Source organism: Pseudomonas sp. HS6 (assembly GCF_023375815.1).
Classification (GTDB): Bacteria; Pseudomonadota; Gammaproteobacteria; order Pseudomonadales; family Pseudomonadaceae; genus Aquipseudomonas.
In genome coordinates this window covers 3,165,058-3,186,678 of the sequence record NZ_CP067412.1, presented here as the reverse complement: position 1 = coordinate 3,186,678, position 21,621 = coordinate 3,165,058, and the positions used below count along the sequence as shown (strand labels likewise).

General features: G+C 60.9%; 17 protein-coding genes. 15 read left to right on the top strand and 2 right to left on the bottom strand.

What is annotated here, in order from left to right; all coding sequences use genetic code 11:
• The first annotated feature begins 130 nt into the window (after positions 1 to 130).
• From gap to JJN09_RS14325, 8 genes are all read left to right on the top strand, one after another.
• Positions 131 to 1,132: a type I glyceraldehyde-3-phosphate dehydrogenase gene (gene gap, locus JJN09_RS14360; RefSeq protein WP_249490684.1), complete on the top strand. Its 1,002-nt coding sequence runs from the start codon at positions 131 to 133 to the stop codon at positions 1,130 to 1,132.
• A 119-nt stretch (positions 1,133 to 1,251) separates the two neighbouring features.
• Entirely contained in the window at positions 1,252 to 1,770 is a 519-nt protein-coding gene (locus tag JJN09_RS14355; protein ID WP_085709647.1) for an RNA polymerase sigma factor, read from the top strand.
• Positions 1,771 to 1,894: 124 nt separating this feature from the next.
• Positions 1,895 to 2,860, top strand: coding sequence for a FecR domain-containing protein (locus JJN09_RS14350; RefSeq protein WP_249490683.1), 966 nt, complete (start codon positions 1,895 to 1,897; stop codon positions 2,858 to 2,860).
• A 122-nt stretch (positions 2,861 to 2,982) separates the two neighbouring features.
• On the top strand, positions 2,983 to 5,568 hold the full coding sequence (locus JJN09_RS14345) for a TonB-dependent receptor (protein WP_249490682.1): 2,586 nt from the start codon (positions 2,983 to 2,985) through the stop codon (positions 5,566 to 5,568).
• Positions 5,569 to 5,679: 111 nt separating this feature from the next.
• A complete protein-coding gene (locus JJN09_RS14340) occupies positions 5,680 to 6,276 on the top strand; it encodes a biliverdin-producing heme oxygenase (RefSeq protein ID WP_085709644.1) in 597 nt (198 codons plus the stop codon).
• Between the two features lie 170 nt (positions 6,277 to 6,446).
• Positions 6,447 to 6,842: a YbaN family protein gene (locus tag JJN09_RS14335; RefSeq protein WP_096818265.1), complete on the top strand. Its 396-nt coding sequence runs from the start codon at positions 6,447 to 6,449 to the stop codon at positions 6,840 to 6,842.
• 180 nt (positions 6,843 to 7,022) lie between these two features.
• Positions 7,023 to 9,161: a methyl-accepting chemotaxis protein gene (locus tag JJN09_RS14330; protein WP_249490681.1), complete on the top strand. Its 2,139-nt coding sequence runs from the start codon at positions 7,023 to 7,025 to the stop codon at positions 9,159 to 9,161.
• A gap of 180 nt (positions 9,162 to 9,341) precedes the next feature.
• Complete coding sequence (locus tag JJN09_RS14325; RefSeq protein WP_249490680.1) at positions 9,342 to 10,688, top strand: CoA transferase; 1,347 nt, start codon at positions 9,342 to 9,344, stop codon at positions 10,686 to 10,688.
• Positions 10,689 to 10,932: 244 nt separating this feature from the next.
• Here JJN09_RS14325 and JJN09_RS14320 read toward each other — a convergent pair whose 3' ends face one another.
• Both JJN09_RS14320 and arcD (JJN09_RS14315) read right to left on the bottom strand, forming a co-directional pair.
• Positions 10,933 to 11,784 carry a DNA-3-methyladenine glycosylase gene (locus tag JJN09_RS14320; protein WP_249490679.1) on the bottom strand — a complete coding sequence of 284 codons (852 nt, stop codon included), beginning with the start codon at positions 11,782 to 11,784 and terminating at the stop codon, positions 10,933 to 10,935.
• Positions 11,781 to 13,208, bottom strand: a complete 1,428-nt coding sequence (gene arcD, locus JJN09_RS14315; protein ID WP_249490678.1) for an arginine-ornithine antiporter — start codon at positions 13,206 to 13,208, stop codon at positions 11,781 to 11,783. The genes JJN09_RS14320 and arcD (JJN09_RS14315) overlap by 4 nt, the downstream gene beginning before the upstream one ends.
• A 439-nt stretch (positions 13,209 to 13,647) precedes the next feature.
• On the opposite strand from arcD (JJN09_RS14315), the gene arcD (JJN09_RS14310) reads away from it, so the two are divergent.
• The 7 genes from arcD (JJN09_RS14310) (at position 13,648) to gcvH (ending at position 21,612) form a co-directional block, all read left to right on the top strand.
• Positions 13,648 to 15,075 (top strand): arginine-ornithine antiporter, encoded by a 1,428-nt coding sequence (gene arcD / locus JJN09_RS14310; protein ID WP_249490677.1) that lies wholly within the window; start codon positions 13,648 to 13,650, stop codon positions 15,073 to 15,075.
• A 34-nt stretch (positions 15,076 to 15,109) separates the two neighbouring features.
• Positions 15,110 to 16,366: an arginine deiminase gene (gene arcA / locus JJN09_RS14305; RefSeq protein ID WP_249490676.1), complete on the top strand. Its 1,257-nt coding sequence runs from the start codon at positions 15,110 to 15,112 to the stop codon at positions 16,364 to 16,366.
• Positions 16,367 to 16,449: 83 nt separating this feature from the next.
• Complete coding sequence (locus JJN09_RS14300) at positions 16,450 to 17,460, top strand: ornithine carbamoyltransferase (RefSeq protein WP_096818276.1); 1,011 nt, start codon at positions 16,450 to 16,452, stop codon at positions 17,458 to 17,460.
• Between the two features lie 208 nt (positions 17,461 to 17,668).
• On the top strand, positions 17,669 to 18,598 hold the full coding sequence (gene arcC / locus JJN09_RS14295) for a carbamate kinase (RefSeq protein ID WP_096818277.1): 930 nt from the start codon (positions 17,669 to 17,671) through the stop codon (positions 18,596 to 18,598).
• A gap of 64 nt (positions 18,599 to 18,662) precedes the next feature.
• The gene (locus JJN09_RS14290) at positions 18,663 to 19,025 is read left to right on the top strand and encodes a DUF5064 family protein (RefSeq protein ID WP_096818279.1); all 363 of its coding nucleotides are present in this window, start codon (positions 18,663 to 18,665) and stop codon (positions 19,023 to 19,025) included.
• A 265-nt stretch (positions 19,026 to 19,290) separates the two neighbouring features.
• Positions 19,291 to 20,799, top strand: a complete 1,509-nt coding sequence (locus JJN09_RS14285; RefSeq protein WP_249490675.1) for a sigma-54-dependent transcriptional regulator — start codon at positions 19,291 to 19,293, stop codon at positions 20,797 to 20,799.
• 429 nt (positions 20,800 to 21,228) lie between these two features.
• Positions 21,229 to 21,612: a glycine cleavage system protein GcvH gene (gene gcvH / locus JJN09_RS14280; protein ID WP_074688335.1), complete on the top strand. Its 384-nt coding sequence runs from the start codon at positions 21,229 to 21,231 to the stop codon at positions 21,610 to 21,612.
• The last annotated feature ends 9 nt before the right edge of the window (positions 21,613 to 21,621 follow it).

The following is a 21,621-nucleotide window of genomic DNA, read 5'->3' as shown; positions in this document are numbered from 1 at the left end:
TCATTCGGACCAGTTGATTCAGGTCACTCGTTGTAGATAAAACAAAATATTGCCACTAAAAAGGCTTGTTTTCTATTTTTATGCGAATAATCTTGTAATTCCAACAACAAAACGACGGCGGCGCTGTTCAATGACTCTTCGAATCGCAATCAATGGTTTTGGCCGCATCGGCCGTAATGTCCTGCGCGCACTGTATACCCAAGGCTATCGTCAGGATTTGCAGATCGTCGCCATCAACGATCTGGGCGACAGCGCGATGAATGCGCACTTGCTCAAATACGATACCGTTCACGGCACGTTCGATGCTGAAGTTGCGCACGACAACGAGAGTCTGACCGTCAACGGTGACCGCATTGCGGTCAGCGCCATCCGCAACCCTGCCGAGTTGCCGTGGGCTGCGGAAAAGATTGATGTGGTGTTCGAATGCACCGGTCTGTTCACCGACCGGGCCAAAGCCGCCGCGCATATTACTGCCGGTGCGCGCAAAGTCATCATCTCGGCCCCGGCCAAAGGCGCGGATGCCACCGTCGTTTATGGTGTGAACCACGACATTCTGCGTCAGTCGCACCAGATCATTTCCAACGCATCGTGCACCACCAACTGCCTGGCCCCAGTGGCCCAGGTGCTGCACCGCGAACTGGGCATCGAAAGCGGTCTGATGACCACGATTCACGCCTACACCAACGATCAGAACCTGACCGACGTCTATCACACCGACCCGTACCGCGCCCGTTCCGCCACTCAGAACATGATCCCGAGCAAGACTGGCGCTGCCGAAGCCGTGGGCCTGGTGCTACCGGAACTGGCGGGCAAGCTGACCGGCATGGCCGTGCGCGTACCGGTGATCAATGTGTCGCTGGTGGACCTGACCGTGCAGCTAAAGCGCGAAGCCTCGGCCGATGAAGTGAACGCACTGATGAAAGCCGCAAGCCAGCATTCGAAAATCCTCGGCTACAACACCCTGCCGCTGGTATCGAGTGACTTCAACCACAACCCGCTGTCGTCGATCTTCGACGCCAACCACACCAAATCCAGCGGCAAACTGCTGAAAGTGCTGGCCTGGTACGACAACGAGTGGGGCTTCTCCAACCGCATGCTGGATAACTGCCTGGCCCTGTGCAACGCAGAATAAAACCACTGTCGCCGATTTGAGAGCGGGCAATAGCTTTACCAACCTTTGACAAATCAACACTTGACCACTCGGGCGGATGATAAGCATTATCATTCGCTCGAAATGGATCAGGTCCTCCCGTGAGTCAGTCGCAGTTCAATCACGTTTTCCTCGCCCAGCGCACTTCACTGCTGCGAACGCTGGAACGAATGGTCAACAACCACAGCACCGCCGAAGACCTGTTGCAGGAAACCTACCTGCGCGTCACCCGGGCGCTGAGCGAACGGGCCATCGATCACCTTGAACCCTTTGTCTTCCAGACCGCGCGCAACCTGGCGCTGGACCACTTGCGTGCGCGCAAGATTCACTCGCGCACCATGGTCGACGACGTGCCGCAGGACGTGGTGCACAGCGTCGCCGCCCCCGCCAGCAGCGCCGAAGACGCCGCCCACGCCGAACAATTGCTGGAGCGCTTGAACGTGAGCCTCGGTGAACTCAGCCCCCGTCAGCAGCAAATCTTCATCCTCAGCCGCCTGCACGGGCACAGCTATCAGGAAATCGCCGAAGAACTGAGCGTCTCTCTCAGCACGGTGCAGAAAGAACTCAAACTGATCATGACCATTTGCATCGGTGTCGCCGAGCGCCTGAACGGCGACTGATGTTGTAGGTTTTTTCTGTAAGAGCCAGGATCGACTGCACTGATCATCGGGCTTTGTTACCCTTGCCCGACTTTTACGCTTCACTAAAAAAACAGCCGTGCACAGACACTGCCGAGGAAACACCGTGACGGACACCCACCGCCCTCCTTCGCCCGACACGGCGCAGGACGCCGCCAACGCAATGGACCAGGCTCTGGACTGGCTCATCGTGCTCGGCAGCCCGGACGAGGAGCAGACCCGGCAATTTCATGCCTGGCTGGCGGCCGATCCATTGAACGCCCAGGCGTTTGCCAAGGCCCAAGCGATCTGGGACGGCCCGCAAATCGCCCAGTGCGCGCAGAACCTCGCGGCCCAACCGAAGAAAGTCACCGTCCTCACACGCCTGCGCCCGCATTGGAAACCGCTGGCAACCGCCGCCGTGCTGGTGCTCGGTCTGTTCAGTTTCAGCAACCTGCCGATGCGTCTGCAGGCCGACCACCTGACGGTGGTCGGCGAGCGTCAACGCCTGCAGCTTGAGGACGGCTCGAAAGTCCTGCTCAACACCAATTCCGCCTTTTCCAGCACGATCAACGATCGGCAGCGCGTGGCGCGGCTGTATCAGGGCGAAGCGTTTTTCGAGATCCCGGCCAGTCGAAGCCAGCCACTGGAAATCGACGCTGGGCCCGTGAAGGCCAGCGTGCGCGACACCGCATTCGCGGTGCGTTACCTGGACGGTGTGGCGCAGGTGCGGGTGCAGCGCGGCGATGTCGATCTGCGTGCAACCCGTGACGATGCCCGAGTGCGGCTGTCCGCCGGGGAAAGCATTCAAATCGGCCCGAATGGTTTCGACCGCCCGGCCAAGGTCGATGCAGCTACCGATCTGGCGTGGGTACAGGGTCGGCTGATCTTCGAGAATTGTCCGCTGAACCAGGTGCTGGCCGAACTGCGCCGCTACTACCCGGGCTTCATCATCAACGCCAACGAGCAGTTGGCCGACGTCGCCGTTACCGGCAATTACCGTCTCGACCAGCCGCTGGACGTGGTGCGTTCGCTCGCTCACATCACCTCGGCCAAGCTTCAGGAATTCCCGGCGCTGGTGATTTTGAACTAAATGAGAATTATTTTTACTCGATAGCTGAAGCTCGTTCGTCTCGTTATAGCCAATGCAATTGATTCGCATCTCGCGATACCAATCAGCACCTATAAAGATTCGTGCGACACGGAGCGCTATCGATGTCCTCACGCCTTACCCGTCAGACTTCCTCCCCTTCCCGCGTACTGTCGTTGCTGACCGCTGCCATCCTGATGGCCGGCACCGCGCCGCTGATGGCTGCCACCGAGCAACCGGCACGCAACATGGGCGATTACTCGTTCGCCATCAGCCAGCAACCGCTGGTCTCGGCGCTCAACGCGTTCACCGCTGTCACGGGTTGGCAGGTCGGTTTGCCGGCTGAACTGGGTCAAGGCGTGTCGTCGCCGGGCGTGCGCGGTTCGCTGCCACCGGAAAAAGCCCTGGAGCGCCTGTTGGTGGGGACCAACCTGAGCTTCCGTAAAATCAGCAATAACAATGTCGTGCTGGAAAAGCGCAACAACAGCGGCGCACTCAACCTCGATCAGGTGACCATCAGCGCCACCCGCCAGGAACAGTCGGTGAGCAGCGTGCCGGCCACCGTTACCGTGCAGACCCGTCAGGACCTTGACCGCAACAACGTCAACACCATCAAGGACCTGGTGCGCTACGAGCCGGGCGTGTCCGTGGGCGGCGCCGGCCAGCGCGGCGGGATCAGCGGCTACAACATTCGCGGTATCGACGGTGATCGCATCCTGACCCAGGTCGACGGTGTCGAAGTGCCGGACGGTTTCTTCAACGGCCCGTACGCCAAGACCCAGCGCAACTACGTTGATCCGGAAATCGTCAAACGCGTCGAAATCCTCCGCGGCCCGGCCTCGGTGCTGTACGGCAGCAACGCCATCGGCGGCGCCGTCAGCTACTACACCCTCGACCCGGACGACATCATCAAACCCGGCAAAGACGTCGGCGCCCGCCTGAAAACCGGCTACAGCTCCGCCGACGACAGCTGGCTGAAATCCGCCACCGTCGCCGGTCGCGCCGACCAGTTCGACGGTTTGCTGCACTACAGCCAGCGCGACGGTCATGAAACCGATTCCTACGGCAGCAACAACGGCACCGGCCTCGAGCGCACCGCCGCCAACCCGGAGGACGTGAAAGCCACCAACGTGCTGGCCAAGATCGGCTGGAACTATAACGAAGGTTCGCGTCTGGGCCTGACCTACGAAAAGTACAAGGATGATCGCGACACCGATCAGAAAAGCGCCTACGGCGGCCCGTACTTCAACGGCGCCCCGACGATCCCGAACAGCATGCTGCCCGGCGGCATGTACCAGTGGCGCACCGGCAACGACACCGTCACCCGCGAGCGTTTCGGCCTGGAGCACAGCTTCGAGTTGAACAGCCTGCTGGCCGACAACGTGAAGTGGAGCCTCAACCACCAGACCGCCAAAACCGACCAGAGCACCGAAGAGTTCTACTACCCGATGACCCGTAAAGTGTTGCGTACCCGCGACACGATCTACGAAGAAAAGCAGTGGGTCTTCGACGCACAACTGGACAAGGCTTTCAGCATCGGCGCCACCGATCACGTGCTGACTTACGGCACCACCATCAAGCAGCAGGAAGTCACCGGTTCGCGCAGCGGCGACGGCAAGTGCCTGGCGGTCGGTCGCGGCTGCACCGCCATTGGCGCCACCAGCGCGACCGACGTGCTGAAGAAGTCCAGCGACTTCCCGGACCCGACCATCAACACCTACAGCCTGTTCGCCCAGGATCAGATCAGCTGGAACAACTGGACCTTCCTGCCGGGCCTGCGCTACGACTACACCCAGCTCAAGCCGCACATCACCCAGGAATTCCTCAACACCGTGGCTGCCGACGGCAAAGGCACGGTCAGCGACGAGAACAAGACCTGGCATAAAGTCTCGCCGAAATTCGGCCTGACCTACGCTCTGACCGAAAACTACACCTGGTACGGTCAGTACGCCGAAGGCTTCCGCACCCCGACCGCGAAAGCGCTGTACGGCCGCTTCGAGAACAGCACCACCGGCTACAACGTGGCGCCGAACCCGAACCTGGAACCGGAAAAGAGCAAAAGCTATGAAACCGGTCTGCGCGGCAACTTCGAGCAAGGCTCGTTCGACGTGGCGGTGTTCTATAACAAGTACCGCGACTTCATCAACGAAGACGCCGTCACCCCTGGCTACGACGAGCTGACGTTCCAGACCAACAACATCAAACACGCCACCATCAAGGGTGCCGAGGTCAAAGGTCGTCTGAACCTGGATTCGTTCGGCGCGCCGCAAGGCCTCTACACCCAGGGTTCGATTGCCTACGCCTACGGTCGCAACAACGACACCGGCGAGCCGCTCAACAGCGTCAACCCGCTGACCGGCGTGTTCGGCCTCGGCTACGACCAGGACAACTACGGCGGCCTGCTGAGCTGGACCGTGGTCAAGAAGAAGGATCGCGTCGACGACAGCAACTTCAAGTCGCCGGACGGCGTCAGCAGCCAGTTCAAGTCGCCGGGCTTCGGCATTCTCGACCTGACCGGATTCTACAAAGTCACCGACGACGTCACCGTCAGCGGCGGCGTCTACAACCTGACCGACAAGAAGTACTGGCTGTGGGATGACGTGCGCGGTTACGACAGTGTCGGCGAAGCCGCTGTACTCAGCCCGGCCAACCTCGATCGCCTGACCCAACCGGGTCGCAACTTCGCGATCAACCTGGTCTGGGATATCTGATCCGGCCGACCTCACGGTGCGAGCGCATGGCCGCGCCGTGAGGTTTTTTTACTGTCCGGCGCTTGCCCGTACGTCTCGTTATCAAGCGCCTCTTCATTTCAAGGACATCTCATGAGCACCCCGGAAAAAGCCCTGCGTTCGCAACGCCTGAACCAGATCACCCACGAGCCGCACAGCAAGCTCGATGCGCTGGTCAAGGCCCACGCGCCGTTCGAGACACGCGCCAATTTCGCCCGTTTCGTGGTCGCGCAGTACCTGTTCCAGTCAGAACTGGTCTCGCTGTACAACGATGCCGAACTGACCGCCATCGTTCCTGACCTGCCGGCCCGCTGCCGCGCCGAAGCCGCCAAGGCCGACCTCGCCGACCTGGACACCGAAGTGCCTGCCCCGGTGGCCGGCGCGGTGAAAAACCCGAGCAAGGCCCGCGCCCTGGGCTGGATCTTCGTCTCGGAGGGCTCCAAGCTCGGCGCTGCGTTCCTGATCAAGCGCGCGGTTGCGCTGGAGCTGAGCGAAACCTTTGGCGCCCGTCACCTGGGCGAGCCTGAGGGCGGTCGCGCCGAAGGGTGGAAAAGTTTTGTGCGCACCCTCGATTCGCTGCAATTCAGTGCCGAAGAAGAAGCCGAAGTGGAGCAAGGCGCGATCGACGCGTTCAACCGCTTCACCGTGCTGCTGGAACAGGCTTACGCCACAGAAGCCGAGCCGGCCTGATATTGGCCACGATGTAAAACCCTGTGGGAGCTGGCTTGCCAGCGATGACGACGTGTCAGACAACATCCCTGTCGACTGACCGGACGCTATCGCTGGCAAGCCAGCTCCTACAAGGAATTGCGTAATTCTGTAAGATTCCCACCCTGTCTCATAAGCCTCTCGCCGAGCCCATGCCGCAACCCGCCTCCTCTCGACTCGCCCGCCTGCTGTTCGGTCTACTCGCCTATGTCAGCCTCGGCATCGGCCTGATCGCCATCGTCGTGCCCGGCCTGCCAACCACCGAATTCATCCTTCTCGCCGCCTGGGCCGCGACCCGCAGTTCGCCGCGCCTGAGCGCCTGGCTGGAAAACCATCGGCTGTTCGGCCCGATCCTGAGCAACTGGCGCAACGGCAAGATCATCGCCCGCAAGGCCAAGGTCAGCGCCACCGTCAGCATGCTGCTGTGCGCGACCCTGATGCTAGTGATGCTCGATCACGGCTGGCCGGTCTATCTGGCGATCGCCGGCATGACCATGGGCAACCTGTGGATCTGGTCACGACCGGAAGCGTTGCCGAAGATTTCCTGATTTTTCCCTTCTTTTCAGGGCATTTGCCCGCGCAAACGTTTAGCCGTGACCGTTCGTCGGCTTGCGCCTCATGCACCCTCGCCCCGCGCCGATGAGCATTGAATGGCGCTGAATGGATTTGGCGAACCGGGCAATTCCGTGCCCCGTAGCCAACAGTTCATTCATTCGCGAGAACGCCCCATGTTCGACTCCCTGTCCATTCGCCTGAAAATCGTCCTGCTGTCCGGCCTGTGCCTGCTCGGCGTGGTTGCGCTGATCGTCGGCATCAACATCTACCAGACCAACCAGAACGACGAACTGGTCAGCGAGTCGAGCAGCAAGATGCTCACCGCCAGCGTGCAGGACCTGTTGCAGGCCAAGGCCGCCGAACAGGCGGTGCAGGTGCAGAAAACCTTCGGTGAAAGCCTGCTGGTGATCACCGCACTGGCCGACCAGATCAAGGACATGCGAGTCATGGCCGCCAAGCGTTCGCTGGACGCCGGCGCCTTGCGTGAAGAGTTGAACCTGAGCCTGAAAACCGCGTTCGAGCGCAACAGCAAGGTGCTCGGCATCTGGCTGGCCTTCGAACCCAACGGCCTGGACGGCAAGGACAGCGAATTCGTCAACGACGCGGCGCGCCAGTCCAACGAAGCCGGGCGCTTCGCTACTTACTGGAGCCGCGCCGCCGGTTCTGCGCTGAACACGATCATGGTCGAAGAAGACATGACCAAGACCACCCTCAGCGTCAGCGGCACGCCCTACAACAGTTGGTACACCTGCCCTCGCGACAACAAGCGCACCTGCCTGCTCGACCCGTACGCCGACACCGTGGGCACCAAGGAAATGCTCATGACCACCATTTCCGTGCCGTTGCTGGTGGACGGCAAGGCCATCGGCGTGGTCGGCATCGACATCGCCCTCGACGCCCTGCAAGCGGCGGCCGTGGGCTCCCAGCGTGAACTGTTCAACGGTGCCGGGCACATGCTGATCGTCTCCGGCAGCGGCGTGCTCGGTGCCTACAGCACCGACGCGACCAAGGTCGGCAAAGGCATCGCCGAAACCCTCGGCGCCGAAGGCAAGGACATCCTGCAACTGCTGAGCGCCGGCACACCGAAGATTCTGGAGCAGGGCGATCTGATCCGCGCCGTGTACCCGGTCGACCCGATCGGCAATTCCCGGGCTTGGGGCGTGGTCATCGACCTGCCGAAACAAGTGCTGCTGGCCGACTCGGTCAAGCTGCAAGCGGTGCTCGACGACGCTCAGCAAACCGGCATGATCACCGCACTGTCAGTGGCAGTGATCGCAGGCCTGATCGGCCTGCTGCTGATCTGGCTCACCGCCTCGGGCGTGACCCGTCCGATCAACAGCGTCGCCGAGATGCTGAAGAACATCGCCAGCGGCGAAGGCGACCTGACCCAGCGTCTGAACTACACCAAGAAGGATGAACTGGGCGAACTGGTGAACTGGTTCAACCGCTTCCTCGACAAGCTGCAACCGACCATCGCCCAGATCAAACAGAGCATCACCGAAGCGCGCGGCACTGCCGATCAGTCGTCGGAAATCGCCCGCCAGACCAGCGAAGGCATGCAGGTGCAGTTCCGCGAGATCGATCAGGTGGCCACCGCCTCCAACGAGATGAGCGCCACCGCCCACGACGTGGCCAATAGCGCTTCGAACGCGGCCAACGCGGCTAAAGGCGCCGACCAGTCGGCCAAGGACGGGATGTCGATCATCGAGCGCAGCACCCGCGACATCAATCAGTTGGCCGATGAAGTCAGCAAAGCGGTGACTGAAGTCGAGGAACTGGCGGTCAACAGCGAGCAGATCGGCTCGGTGCTGGAAGTGATCCGCAGCATCGCCGAACAGACCAACCTGCTGGCGCTGAACGCCGCAATCGAAGCGGCCCGCGCCGGTGAAAGTGGTCGTGGTTTTGCGGTGGTTGCCGACGAAGTCCGTAACCTGGCCAAACGCACTCAGGATTCGGTGGAGGAAATCCGCGTGGTGATCGAACGCATCCAGACCGGCACCCGTGGCGTGGTCGCGACCATGCATTCGAGCCAGACCCAGGCCCACAACAACGCCGGGCAGATCCGCCAGGCCGTGGACGCTCTGGGCAAGATCAGCGACGCGGTGACCGTGATCAGCGACATGAACCTGCAAATCGCCAGCGCCGCCGAACAGCAAAGCGCCGTGGCCGAAGAGGTCAATCGCAACGTGTCGGCGATCCGTACCGTTACCGAAACCCTGACCGAACAGGCCACCGAATCGGCGGCGATCAGCAGCCAGCTCAACGCCCTGGCCAGTCAGCAGATGAAATTGATGGATCAGTTCCGCGTTTAATCGCAGTCGCCCTGAATCCCTGTGGGAGCTGGCTTGCCAGCGATGGCGGTAGATCAGTCGATACATTGTTGACTGACACTCCGTAATCGCTGGCAAGCCAGCTCCCACAGAGGACAGTGTGTTTCATCTAAGCCAACAGCGTTTTGCACTATTCTGCCCTCTCGTTCCGGAGGGCCTTCGATGACTGATCTGCTCACGTCCATTCAAGCCGCACTCGGCTTGTCCCGCATGCCGATTCCATTCACCGGCGAGGGCGCCCTGCCTTCGGCGTTTGCCGTCACCGACCTTGCCTGCGCGAGCATTGCTGCAGCCGGGCAAGCGGTCGCCGAACTGCTCCAGCAACAAACCGGCGACTTGCCCGGTGTTGAAGTCGACCGTCGTCTCGCCTCGTTCTGGTTTGCCACCTCGCTACGGCCGATCGGCTGGGAAGTGCCGCCGCTGTGGGATCCGGTGGCCGGCGACTACGCGACGAAGGACGGCTGGATCCGCCTGCATACCAACGCGCCGCATCACCGCGTCGCCGCCGAAAGCGTGCTCGGTGCCTGTGCCGACCGCGCGGCGATGGCGGCGAAAGTCGCGCAATGGAGCGGTGCCGATCTGGAGCAAGCGGTGGTCGAGGCCAAGGGCTGCGCCGCCGAAATGCGCAGTTGGGAACAGTGGCAGAAACACCCGCAAGGCCTGGCGGTGAATGCCGAGCCGTTGGTGCATTTCAGTGATGGAGAAGAAAGTCATCAACCCTGGAAAGGCTCGGTGGCGCAGCCATTGGCCGGACTCAAGGTGCTCGATTTGACTCGCGTACTGGCCGGCCCGACCGCCAGCCGCTTTCTCGCGGGGCTCGGCGCCAATGTCCTGCGCATCGACCCGCCGACCTGGAACGAGCCCGGCGTAGTGCCGGAAGTGACCCTCGGCAAACGCTGTGCGCGGCTGGATCTGCATCAAGCGGCAGATCGTGCGGTGTTCGAAAGTCTGCTCAAGGACGCTGACATTCTGCTGCACGGCTATCGTGCCGATGCGCTTGAGCATCTCGGTTTCGGCGTTGAACGTCGCCGGCAACTGGCCCCGGGGCTGATCGACGTCTGCCTCAATGCCTACGGCTGGAGCGGGCCGTGGCAGAACCGTCGGGGTTTCGACAGCCTGGTGCAGATGAGCAGCGGGATCGCCGAGGCCGGACAGCGCTGGAGGCAGGCGGATAAACCGACGCCGCTGCCGGTGCAGGCGCTGGATCATGCGACGGGGTATTTGATGGCGGCGAGTGTGATCAGGTTGCTGGCTGAACGGTTACGCAGTGGTCGCGGTGGGTCTGCACGATTGTCGCTGTCGCGGACGGCGAAGTTGTTGATTGAGCAGGGGCCGGGGACTGACGAAGTGTTGCGTCCGGAGGAGGCAAAGGATCAGAGTTTGCAGATGGAACACACGCCATGGGGGCCGGCACGTCGGCTTCTAGCCCCGCTCCATATTGCTGGAACGCCGTTGCAGTGGGCATTGCCGGCGACTGAGTTGGGGTCGCATCGACCGCAGTGGTTTTAAGGTTTTTGCTTGGCTTGAGACTGCTGCCCTCATCGGAACGCCGCCCGCCCAGCCCTCTCCCGGGGGGAGAGGGAGCCGATTGGGGGATATTTGAGAAATACGCCGACTTGACCCTTTCTCGCCGAATCCAAAATCGCCTCGATTTTTCAGGTCGATGGATGATGCGAGACAACTAGGTCGGCTCCCTCTCCCTCCGGGAGAGGGCTGGGGTGAGGGCAGCGATTCCAGGCCATAAACAAAAAAATCAATCAAATCGACTCAAAGAAGCCCACAAAACCTGCGCCGCATACCCCCGAAACGGTCGCCACATCTCGGCCCGAACAGACAACTCCCGCACCGTCATCCGTTCCCCCTCCAGTACCTCCAGCGCCCGCAGCAACCCCACATCGCCGGTCGGAAACCCGTCCATATCCCGCAACTGTCGCAGGGCAATGTACTGCGCCGTCCAGTCGCCAATCCCGTGCAACGCCAGCAACCGCGCCGTCCCGGAGGCAAACAGCAACGGATCATCCAACAACGCCTGCGCCACCCCGGACAAGGTGCGCCCGCGACTTTTCGGCATGCCCAGCACCGCCAGATCAGCGTTCGCCAAAACCATTGCCAGGGGAAAGACGTGAGTCAGGCCCGGCACCGCAGAACGCAAAGGCTCGCCATACTGCGCCACCAGTTTCCCCGCCAGCCGGATCGCCCCGAGCACCGTAATCTGCTGCCCCAGCACCGCCCGAAACGCCAGCTCCAGTCCGTCCCACGCGCCCGGTACCCGCAACCCAGGGCGTTCGGCAATCAATGGCGCCAGCAGCGCATCCGTCGCCAGATGCCGTTGCATCGTCGCCAGATCCGCGTCCAGATCGAACAACCGTCGCAAGCGCGCAACAATCTCGGGAACCGCCGACGGATCCGGGAAATCCAGTTCCACCTCCAGTGCATCACCGTCACCGGGCCAGACCGAAACCGTCCCGTGAAGACCGTTCAAACCGATGCTGCGCGAATACACGCCATCGACCACCGTCTCCATCCCGACCACCGCTCGTGCCGCGAGAAACCCGAGCATCGCCGGCCAATCGTAGGGAGCCTGGTATTCGAGCCGCAGCCTCACAACGACAGCAAACCGCTGTACAAGCCGTACGCCGCGAGCCCGGCACCGGCGATGACACAGGTGAATATCCCCTTCTCGATCGTGGTGAACAGCGGCTCGCCCTGCTCATGCTTGGCCTTGGCGAACAGAATCACCCCCGGCGCATACAGCAGCGCCGACAACAGCAAATATTTCACCCCGCCGGCGTACAGCAACCACACCGCGTAGCACAGGGCGATGCCGCCGATCAGCAGGTCCTTGGTGCGTTCGGCCGAGGCGTGTTCATAGGTTTCTCCGCGCCCGCTCAACAGCACCGCATAGGCCGCCGACCACAGGTACGGCACCAGAATCATCGACGACGCGAGGTAGATCAGGCTGGTGTAAGTGCCGGCGGAAAACAACGTGATCAGCAGGAAAATCTGGATCATCACGTTGGTCAGCCACAGCGCATTGACCGGCACATGGTTGGCGTTTTCCTTGCGCAGGAACGCCGGCATGGTCTTGTCCTTGGCGGTGGCGAAGAGGATTTCGGCGCACAGCAGCGCCCAGGACAACAGCGCACCGAGCAAGGAAATGGCCAGACCGACACTGATCAGCAAGGCGCCCCACGGCCCGACAATATGCTCCAGCACCGCTGCCAGTGAAGGGTTCTGCAACGTCGCCAGTTCCGGCTGACTCATGATCCCCAGCGACAGCACATTGACCAGCACCAATAGCGCCAGCACACCGATAAAACCGATCACCGTGGCGCGGCCGACGTCCGTGCGTTTTTCCGCCCGGGCCGAATACACACTGGCGCCTTCGATACCGATGAACACGAACACGGTGACCAGCATCATGTTGCGTACCTGATCCATCACACCGCCGAAGTTCGGGTTGCTGCGGCCCCAGATGTCACGGGTAAACACGTCAGCCTTGAACGCCACGGCGGCAATGATCACAAACATGATCAACGGAATGATCTTGGCCACCGTGGTCAACTGGTTGATCAGCGCCGCCTCCTTGATCCCGCGCATCACCAGAAAATGCACGGCCCACAGCAGCACCGAGGCGCAACCGATGGCAATCGGCGTGTTGCCCTGACCGAACACCGGGAAGAAGTAGCCGAGAGTGCTGAACAGCAACACGAAATACCCGACATTCCCCAGCCACGCACTGATCCAGTAACCCCACGCGGATGAAAAGCCCATGTAGTCGCCGAACCCGGCCTTGGCGTAGGCATAGACGCCCGAGTCCAGCTCCGGCTTGCGGTTGGCCAGGGTCTGGAACACGAACGCCAGGGTGAGCATGCCAATCGCCGTGATCCCCCAGCCGATCAGGATCGCCCCGGCATCGGCACGAGCCGCCATGTTCTGCGGCAAAGAGAATATCCCCCCGCCAATCATCGAACCCACTACCAGGGCGATCAGTGCGCCAAGGCGCAGTTTTTGCGTCGGTTGCGACATTCAAATCTCCTTGAAAGATGAGGGTTCGGTTTTTATTTGTAACAACTATTAACTAAACGGATAAAGCTAGCTGACGTTTATCAGGTAACACCAAAAAACGGCCATTTATATATAGCGGAAGACGATAACGCCTAGCACGCTCAGACAGTTTTGTGCGCTGATCCTAATAAATCAATTCTGTACTGAAAACAGATGTGAAAAATTTGCCAAAACCTGAAAAGCAACTAGCGTGATAACTCGAAAGTAATAGGATCCATTCCCAACCATATCGACCAAAAGCCTCTAGGACGGGCCTTCCAGACAATAGCTTTATGCCTCCACCCGAGTCATAAGTCATTCATTAACAATGGAATGTGGCCATGCACTGATCTATGTCAGCTGTTTGAACAGTCAACAGAACTACGCTGTGAACTCTTCTCTCCTGCAATGGAGTCATGCAATGTCTGAAGCTCCCGGAAAACTACGACTAGGTGCAATGGTTGCATTGGTAGTCGGTTCAATGATCGGTGGCGGGATATTCTCTTTGCCACAAAACATGGCGGCCAGTGCCGACGTCGGCGCAGTGCTGATCGGTTGGGCCATCACCGCTGTCGGCATGCTCACCCTCGCTTTTGTCTTCCAGACCCTCGCCAATCGCAAGCCTGACCTGGACGGCGGCGTGTACGCCTACGCCAAGGCCGGTTTCGGCGACTACATGGGCTTCTCGTCCGCCTGGGGTTACTGGATCAGTGCCTGGCTGGGCAACGTCGGTTACTTCGTTCTCCTCTTCAGTACCCTCGGCTATTTCTTCCCGGTGTTCGGTGAAGGCAACACGGTTGCGGCGGTGATCGGCGCCTCGGTGCTGCTGTGGGCCGTGCACTTCCTGGTGCTGCGCGGGATCAAGGAAGCGGCGTTCATCAACCTGGTGACCACCGTCGCCAAGGTCGTGCCGTTGTTGCTGTTCGTCCTGATCGCGATCTTCGCCTTCAAACTGGACATCTTCACCGCCGACATCTGGGGCGTGAAAAACCCGGATCTGGGCAGCGTGATGAACCAGGTGCGCAACATGATGCTGGTCACCGTGTGGGTATTCATCGGCATCGAAGGCGCGAGCATCTTCTCGGCCCGGGCGGAAAAACGTTCGGACGTCGGCAAGGCCACCGTGATCGGTTTCATCACCGTGCTGCTGTTCCTGGTACTGGTGAACGTGCTGTCGCTGGGCATCATGACCCAGCCGGAACTGGCCAAACTGCAGAACCCGTCGATGGCCGCCGTGCTTGAGCACGTGGTCGGTCACTGGGGCGCGGTGCTGATCAGCGTCGGCCTGATCATCTCGCTGCTCGGGGCGCTGCTGTCGTGGGTGCTGCTGTGCGCGGAGATCATGTTCGCCGCCGCCAAGGACCACACCATGCCGGAGTTCCTGCGCAAGGAGAACGCCAACCACGTGCCGGTCAACGCCCTGTGGCTGACCAACGCGATGGTGCAGATTTTCCTCATCATTACCCTGTTCTCGGCCAGTACTTACCTGTCGCTGATCTACCTCGCCACGTCGATGATTCTGGTGCCGTACCTGTGGTCGGCGGCTTACGCCCTGCTGTTGGCAGTACGCGGCGAAAGCTACGAAGGCTTCGCGGCCGAACGCCGCAAGGACCTGATCATCGGCGGCATCGCCCTGATCTATGCGGTCTGGCTGCTGTATGCCGGTGGCGTCAAGTACCTGCTGCTCTCGGCCCTGCTCTATGCGCCCGGCGCGATCCTGTTCGCCAAGGCCAAGCTCGAACTCAAACAACCGGTTTTCACCAACGTCGAGAAGCTGATTTTCGCCGCGGTGGTCGTGGGCGCCCTGGTGGCAGCCTACGGTCTCTACGACGGCTTCCTGACTCTGTAATTGCCAAACGTTTTATCTCTGGAGGATCACTGCAATGACCACGGAAAAAGCTAAGTACGGCGTCCATTCCGAAGCCGGCAAACTGCGCAAAGTCATGGTTTGCTCCCCAGGTCTGGCCCATCAGCGGCTGACCCCGAACAACTGCGATGAACTGCTGTTCGACGACGTGCTGTGGGTCGCCCAGGCCAAGCGCGACCACTTCGACTTCGTGACCAAGATGCGTGAGCGCGGGATCGAAGTGCTGGAAATGCACAACCTGCTGACCGACATCGTCGCCATCCCTGAAGCGCTGGACTGGATCCTCGATCGCAAGGTCACCGCCGACTCGGTGGGCCTCGGTCTGATCAGTGAAGTGAAATCATGGCTGAAAAGCCTCGAGCCACGGCACATCGCCGAGTTCCTGATTGGCGGCGTCTCCGCCGATGACCTGCCGGACAGCTTCGGTGGCAAGACCATCCAGATGTTCCGCGACTTCCTCGGCCACTCCAGCTTCATTCTGCCGCCGCTGCCGAACACCCAGTTCACCCGCGACACCACGTGCTGGATCTACGGTGGCGTGACGCTGAACCCGATGTACTGGCCGGCGCGCCGTCAGGAAACCCTGCTGGCCACCGCCATCTACAAATTCCACCCGCAATTCACCAACGCCGATTTCGAGATCTGGTACGGCGATCCGGACAAGGACCACGGCAGCTCCACTCTGGAAGGCGGCGACGTGATGCCAATCGGCAACGGCGTGGTCCTGATCGGCATGGGCGAGCGCTCGTCGCGTCAGGCCATCGGCCAACTGGCGCTGAACCTGTTCAAGAACAAAGCCGTGGAAAAAGTCATCGTTGCCGGCCTGCCAAAATCCCGCGCGGCGATGCACCTGGACACCGTGTTCAGCTTCTGCGATCGCGACCTCGTGACGATTTTCCCGGAAGTGGTGAATCAGATCGTCGCTTTCACCCTGCGTCCTGACGAAAGCAAACAGGGCGGTATCGACATCCGTCGCGAAGAAGGCACGTTCCTCGACACCGTGGCCAAAGCCCTCAACCTGCCGAAACTGCGCGTCGTCGAAACCGGCGGCAACAGCTTCGCCGCCGAACGCGAGCAATGGGATGACGGCAACAACGTGGTGGCCGTGGAACCGGGCGTGGTTATCGGCTACGACCGCAACACCTACACCAACACCTTGCTGCGCAAGGCCGGGGTCGAGGTCATCACCATCAGCGCCGGCGAACTGGGCCGTGGCCGTGGCGGCGGCCACTGCATGACCTGCCCGATCGTGCGCGACCCAATCGACTACTAAACCTCTGAGCCCTGCCCGCGACTCACCTTCTTTCAACAGAAAGTCGCGGCCAGGGGGATAACCGATACCGAAGGAGATCCATCATGGCTTTCAACATTCACAACCGTAACCTGCTCAGCCTGGAACACCACACCCCACGTGAGCTGCGTTACCTGCTCGACCTGTCCCGCGACCTCAAGCGCGCCAAGTACACCGGCACCGAGCAACAACACCTGAAGGGCAACAACATCGCCCTGATCTTCGAAAAAACCTCGACCCGCACCCGCTGCGCGTTCGAAGTCGCCGCTTATGACCAGGGCGCCAACGTCACCTACATCGACCCGAACTCTTCGCAGATCGGCCACAAAGAAAGCATGAAAGATACAGCCCGCGTGCTGGGTCGCATGTACGACGCCATCGAGTACCGTGGCTTCAAGCAGGAAATCGTCGAAGAGCTGGCCAAGTTCGCCGGCGTACCGGTGTTCAACGGCCTGACCGATGAATATCACCCGACCCAGATGATCGCCGACGTGCTGACCATGCGTGAGCACGCCGACAAGCCGATCCACGAGATCAGCTACGCCTACCTGGGCGACGCCCGCAACAACATGGGCAACTCGCTGCTGCTGGTCGGCGCCAAACTGGGCATGGACGTGCGCATCTGCGCGCCGAAGGCCCTGTGGCCCCACGACGATCTGGTGGATCGCTGCAAGAAATACGCAGAGGAAAGCGGTGCGCGCATCACCCTGACCGACGACCCGAAAGCCGCCGTCAAAGGTGTGGACTTCATCCACACCGACGTCTGGGTATCGATGGGCGAGCCGGTTGAAGCCTGGGCCGAGCGTATCCAGCAACTGCTGCCATATCAGGTCAACAAAGAGCTGATGAAAGCCACCGGCAACCCGCGCACCAAGTTCATGCACTGCCTGCCGGCGTTCCACAACAGCGATACCAAGGTCGGCAAACAGATCGCCGAGCAGTATCCGCACCTGGCCAACGGCATCGAAGTGACCGACGACGTGTTCGAGTCGCCTGCCTGCATCGCCTTCGAGCAAGCGGAAAACCGCATGCACACGATCAAGGCGATTCTGGTATCGACTTTGGCAGACCTGTAACCCGGTACAGCTCCCACTGACACGACACGGTCACTGTGGGAGCTGGCTTTTGTGGGAGCCGAGCTTGCCGCGCGATGGCATCACCTCGTTGCAACTTAATAACCGAGGCGCCTGCATCGCTGGCAAGCCAGCTCCCACACAAGCCCGGCTCCCACAGTGGCCGCGCTCGTTCAGTCAGACCTTATTGTTATTCAGAAGGACAAGCACCATGCGTATCGTCGTAGCTCTGGGCGGTAACGCCCTGCTCCGCCGTGGTGAGCCGATGACCGCTGACAACCAGCGCGCCAACATCCGCATCGCCACCGAGCAAATCGCCAAGATCCATCCCGGCAATCAACTGGTCATCGCCCACGGCAATGGCCCGCAAGTCGGCCTGCTGTCGTTGCAGGCAGCCGCCTACACCTCCGTCACCCCTTACCCGCTGGACGTGCTCGGTGCCGAAACCGAAGGCATGATCGGCTACATTATCGAACAGGAACTGGGCAACCTGCTGGACTTCGAAGTCCCGTTCGCCACCCTGCTCACCCAGGTCGAAGTCGACGCCAACGACCCGGCCTTCAAGAACCCGACCAAACCGATCGGCCCGGTCTACGAGAAAGCTGAAGCGGAAAAACTCGCCGCCGAGAAAGGCTGGGCGATTGCCCCGGACGGCGACAAGTTCCGCCGTGTGGTGGCCAGCCCACGACCAAAACGCATTTTCGAAATCCGCCCGATCAAGTGGCTGCTGGACAAGGGCAGCATCGTGATCTGCGCCGGCGGCGGCGGCATCCCCACCATGTACGACGAGAAGCGAAACCTCAAAGGCATCGAGGCCGTCATCGACAAGGACCTGTGCTCGTCGCTGCTCGCCGAACAGCTGGAAGCCGACTTGCTGGTGATCGCCACCGACGTCAACGCGGCGTACATCGACTTCAAAAAACCCACCGAGAAAGCCATCGCCCAGGCTCATCCGGACGAGCTCGAACGCCTGGGCTTCGCCGCCGGCTCCATGGGGCCGAAGGTGCAGGCAGCTTGCGAATTTGCGCGCCATACTGGCAAGGTCGCGGTGATCGGTTCGCTGGCGGACATTGAAGCCATCGTCCAGGGCACCGCCGGTACGCGGGTCAGCACCGCAGCACCAGGCATCACCTACCGATAACCAGAAACGCCGGGGGCAGACCCAGGGTCTGCCCTTCTCCCATGCCTTGAAAGGAGAGAACACCATGGCCCAGTTCGAACCCGGTCACTTGCACATCGAACGGCACGCGTTGACCCAGGATGACGTCAACTACAACATTCGCCTCGAATACGAGGTGTCGCAGGATCCGCAAAAAGGCAAAGGGATACAGTTCCGGCTGGTTGGAACCATCCAGGGCAAAGAGGTCAACGAGCCGTTCTTCTTGCCGAAGGAGGAGGCCTACAACTTCGCTCGCAACGTGACGCAGATTGCCGAAAAGTACGGCATCCCCAAGAGCCACAGCCAGATCGGCTCGGTCCACAAGCATTATGATTTGATGTTTGAAGACATCCGTGTGCAGTTGAATATGAAATCCGGGGATCCGGTTAATCCCGAGCATTTCGAGTAACCCGCAAAAGCCCCTCACCCTGGCCCTCTCCCAGAGGGAGAGGGAACTGACCGAGTTGCTCGTTCAAGGTACACCGACCTGAAATAACGAGCCGAACTCAAGTTTTGAAAAGCCCCCAATCTGCTCCCTTTCCCCCTCGCCCCCTTGGGGAGAGGGCTGGGGTGAGGGGTGGATCTCAAGCAAGACCGTAATCTCAAGATTTCACCCCAGTCCCCCATCAAGGCATACTTGCCCCCCTCCGCACTCCAGAACCCAGAACCACCCCATGCGTATCCACGTCAGTTTCATCGACCGCGTCGGCATCACCCAGGAAGTCCTGGCCATACTCGGTGGGCGCAACCTCAATCTGGATGCGGTGGAAATGGTCCCGCCGAACGTCTACATCGACGCCCCGACCCTCAGCCCGCAAGTGCTCGAAGAACTCAAAGATGCGTTGTTCCGAGTGCGCGGCGTCGAGGCCGTGGTGGTGGTGGACATCCTGCCCGGTCAGCGCCGGCACTTGCAGCTCGACGCGTTGCTCGCGGCAATGACCGACCCGGTATTGGCGCTGGACAGCGCCGGCAAGGTGCTGCTGGCCAACCCGGCGCTGATCGCCTTGTACGGTCGCGAGCCGGCCGGTGAAAGCGTCTCGGAACTGTTCAACGATCCGGGCCTGCTTGAAACCTTGCTCGAACAGGGCTTCCGCCTGCCACTGCGGGAAATCACCGTCAACGGCCAGACCCTGTTGCTGGACGCCACGCCGATCACCGACGCCGGCGCCCTGCTGACCCTGTATCAACCGAACCGCATCGGCGAGCAACTCTCGGCGCTGCACCACGACCACGCCGAAGGTTTCGATGCGCTGCTCGGCGAGTCCCCGGCGATCCGCACGCTCAAGGCCCGCGCGCAACGGGTGGCAGCCCTCGATGCGCCACTGCTGATTCAGGGCGAAACCGGCACCGGCAAGGAACTGGTGGCCCGTGCCTGCCACGCCATCAGCACCCGCCACAGCGCGCCATTCCTGGCGCTGAACTGCGCGGCCCTGCCGGAGAACCTCGCCGAGAGCGAACTGTTCGGCTACGCCCCCGGCGCCTTCACCGGCGCACAGCGGGGTGGCAAACCGGGGCTGATGGAACTGGCCAACCAGGGCACGGTGTTTCTCGACGAGATCGGCGAGATGTCGCCGTACTTGCAGGCCAAGTTGCTGCGTTTTCTCAACGACGGCAGCTTCCGTCGGGTCGGTGGTGATCGTGAGGTGAAGGTCAACGTGCGGATCCTCAGCGCGACCCACCGCGACCTGGAAAAAATGGTCAGCGAAGGCCTGTTCCGCGAAGACCTGTTCTATCGCCTCAATGTGCTCAACGTCGAAGTGCCGCCGTTGCGCGAACGCGGCCAAGACATTCTGCTGCTGGCGCGTTACTTCATGCAGCAGGCCTGCGCGCAGATCCAGCGCCCGGTCTGCCGCCTCGCTCCGGGCACTTACCCGGCGCTGCTCGGCAACCGCTGGCCGGGCAACGTTCGGCAATTGCAGAACGTGATCTTCCGCGCCGCCGCAATCTGCGAAAGCAGTCTGGTAGACATCGGCGACCTCGACATCGCCGGCACCTCGGTGGCGCGCCAGACCGACACCGACGTCGACAGCCTGGAAGAAGCCGTGGAAGCTTTCGAGAAATCGTTGCTGGAAAAACTCTACGTCAGCTACCCCTCGACCCGCCAACTGGCCAGCCGCCTGCAGACCTCGCACACGGCGATTGCCCATCGGTTGCGCAAGTACGGCATCCCCAACAAGCCTTAGCAACGACACAAAAACCTGTGGGAGCTGGCTTGCCAGCGATCGGCGGCACTGCCAACAAGGATAGTGACTGACCCACCGCTATTGCTGGCAAGCCAGCTCCCACAGGTTTTGACTAGTCTCGAAATCGGCACCAAAAGCGACCTCCATCTGTACTGAAAGCGCTACAGCGGAACGATATCGCTACACCCTCCCCCGATCACCGCCGTGCAAGGCTTTGATCCGATTCAGCTTTTTTCTTCGCTCCGCGCTGTATCGTTTTCGCTACAGCCTCCTCGCTTGCGACCACCAACCAATCAATCAACTAATTGATTTATAACGATATTTTTACGTTGGCCGCGTTCTTGCTAAGTAACCGTTCATAAAATCAGGGCATTGCCGCCCGAGTATTCCACCGCGTCCACCAGACGAGTCTGGCCCTTAGGAGATTCCATGAGCGAGTTGCGTTTTACTGAAGATCACGAATGGCTGCGCGCCGAAGCCGATGGTTCTGTCACCGTTGGCATCACCGCTTTCGCGCAGAACGCTTTGGGCGACGTGGTGTTCGTGCAACTGCCTGAATTGCAGGCGTACGACAAAGGCGCCGAAGCCGCCACCGTGGAATCGGTAAAAGCCGCCAGCGGCGTTTACATGCCTTTGGACGGTGAAGTCCTGGCCACCAACCCGGCCCTGGAAGACAGCCCTGAGCTGGTCAACGAAGATCCGCTGGGCGAAGGCTGGTTCTTCCGCTTCAAGCCGGCCGACGCTTCCGCCGTCGCCAAGCTGCTGGATCAGGACGCCTACGACCGTCTGATCAAAGCCCAAGCCGAAGCCTGAGGAACCTGA

Bases quoted from the DNA above. Each gene is read 5' to 3' on its own strand.
- arcD (WP_249490677.1), top strand. From the start codon at position 13,648: ATGTCTGAAGCTCCCGGAAAACTACGACTAGGTGCAATGGTTGCATTG.
- JJN09_RS14325 (WP_249490680.1), top strand. From the start codon at position 9,342: ATGACTGATCTGCTCACGTCCATTCAAGCCGCACTCGGCTTGTCCCGC.
- JJN09_RS14300 (WP_096818276.1), top strand. From the start codon at position 16,450: ATGGCTTTCAACATTCACAACCGTAACCTGCTCAGCCTGGAACACCAC.
- JJN09_RS14335 (WP_096818265.1), top strand. From the start codon at position 6,447: ATGCCGCAACCCGCCTCCTCTCGACTCGCCCGCCTGCTGTTCGGTCTA.
- JJN09_RS14330 (WP_249490681.1), top strand. From the start codon at position 7,023: ATGTTCGACTCCCTGTCCATTCGCCTGAAAATCGTCCTGCTGTCCGGC.
- JJN09_RS14340 (WP_085709644.1), top strand. From the start codon at position 5,680: ATGAGCACCCCGGAAAAAGCCCTGCGTTCGCAACGCCTGAACCAGATC.
- JJN09_RS14290 (WP_096818279.1), top strand. From the start codon at position 18,663: ATGGCCCAGTTCGAACCCGGTCACTTGCACATCGAACGGCACGCGTTG.
- arcA (WP_249490676.1), top strand. From the start codon at position 15,110: ATGACCACGGAAAAAGCTAAGTACGGCGTCCATTCCGAAGCCGGCAAA.
- JJN09_RS14345 (WP_249490682.1), top strand. From the start codon at position 2,983: ATGTCCTCACGCCTTACCCGTCAGACTTCCTCCCCTTCCCGCGTACTG.
- gcvH (WP_074688335.1), top strand. From the start codon at position 21,229: ATGAGCGAGTTGCGTTTTACTGAAGATCACGAATGGCTGCGCGCCGAA.
- JJN09_RS14285 (WP_249490675.1), top strand. From the start codon at position 19,291: ATGCGTATCCACGTCAGTTTCATCGACCGCGTCGGCATCACCCAGGAA.
- arcC (WP_096818277.1), top strand. From the start codon at position 17,669: ATGCGTATCGTCGTAGCTCTGGGCGGTAACGCCCTGCTCCGCCGTGGT.
- arcD (WP_249490678.1), bottom strand. From the start codon at position 13,208: ATGTCGCAACCGACGCAAAAACTGCGCCTTGGCGCACTGATCGCCCTG.
- gap (WP_249490684.1), top strand. From the start codon at position 131: ATGACTCTTCGAATCGCAATCAATGGTTTTGGCCGCATCGGCCGTAAT.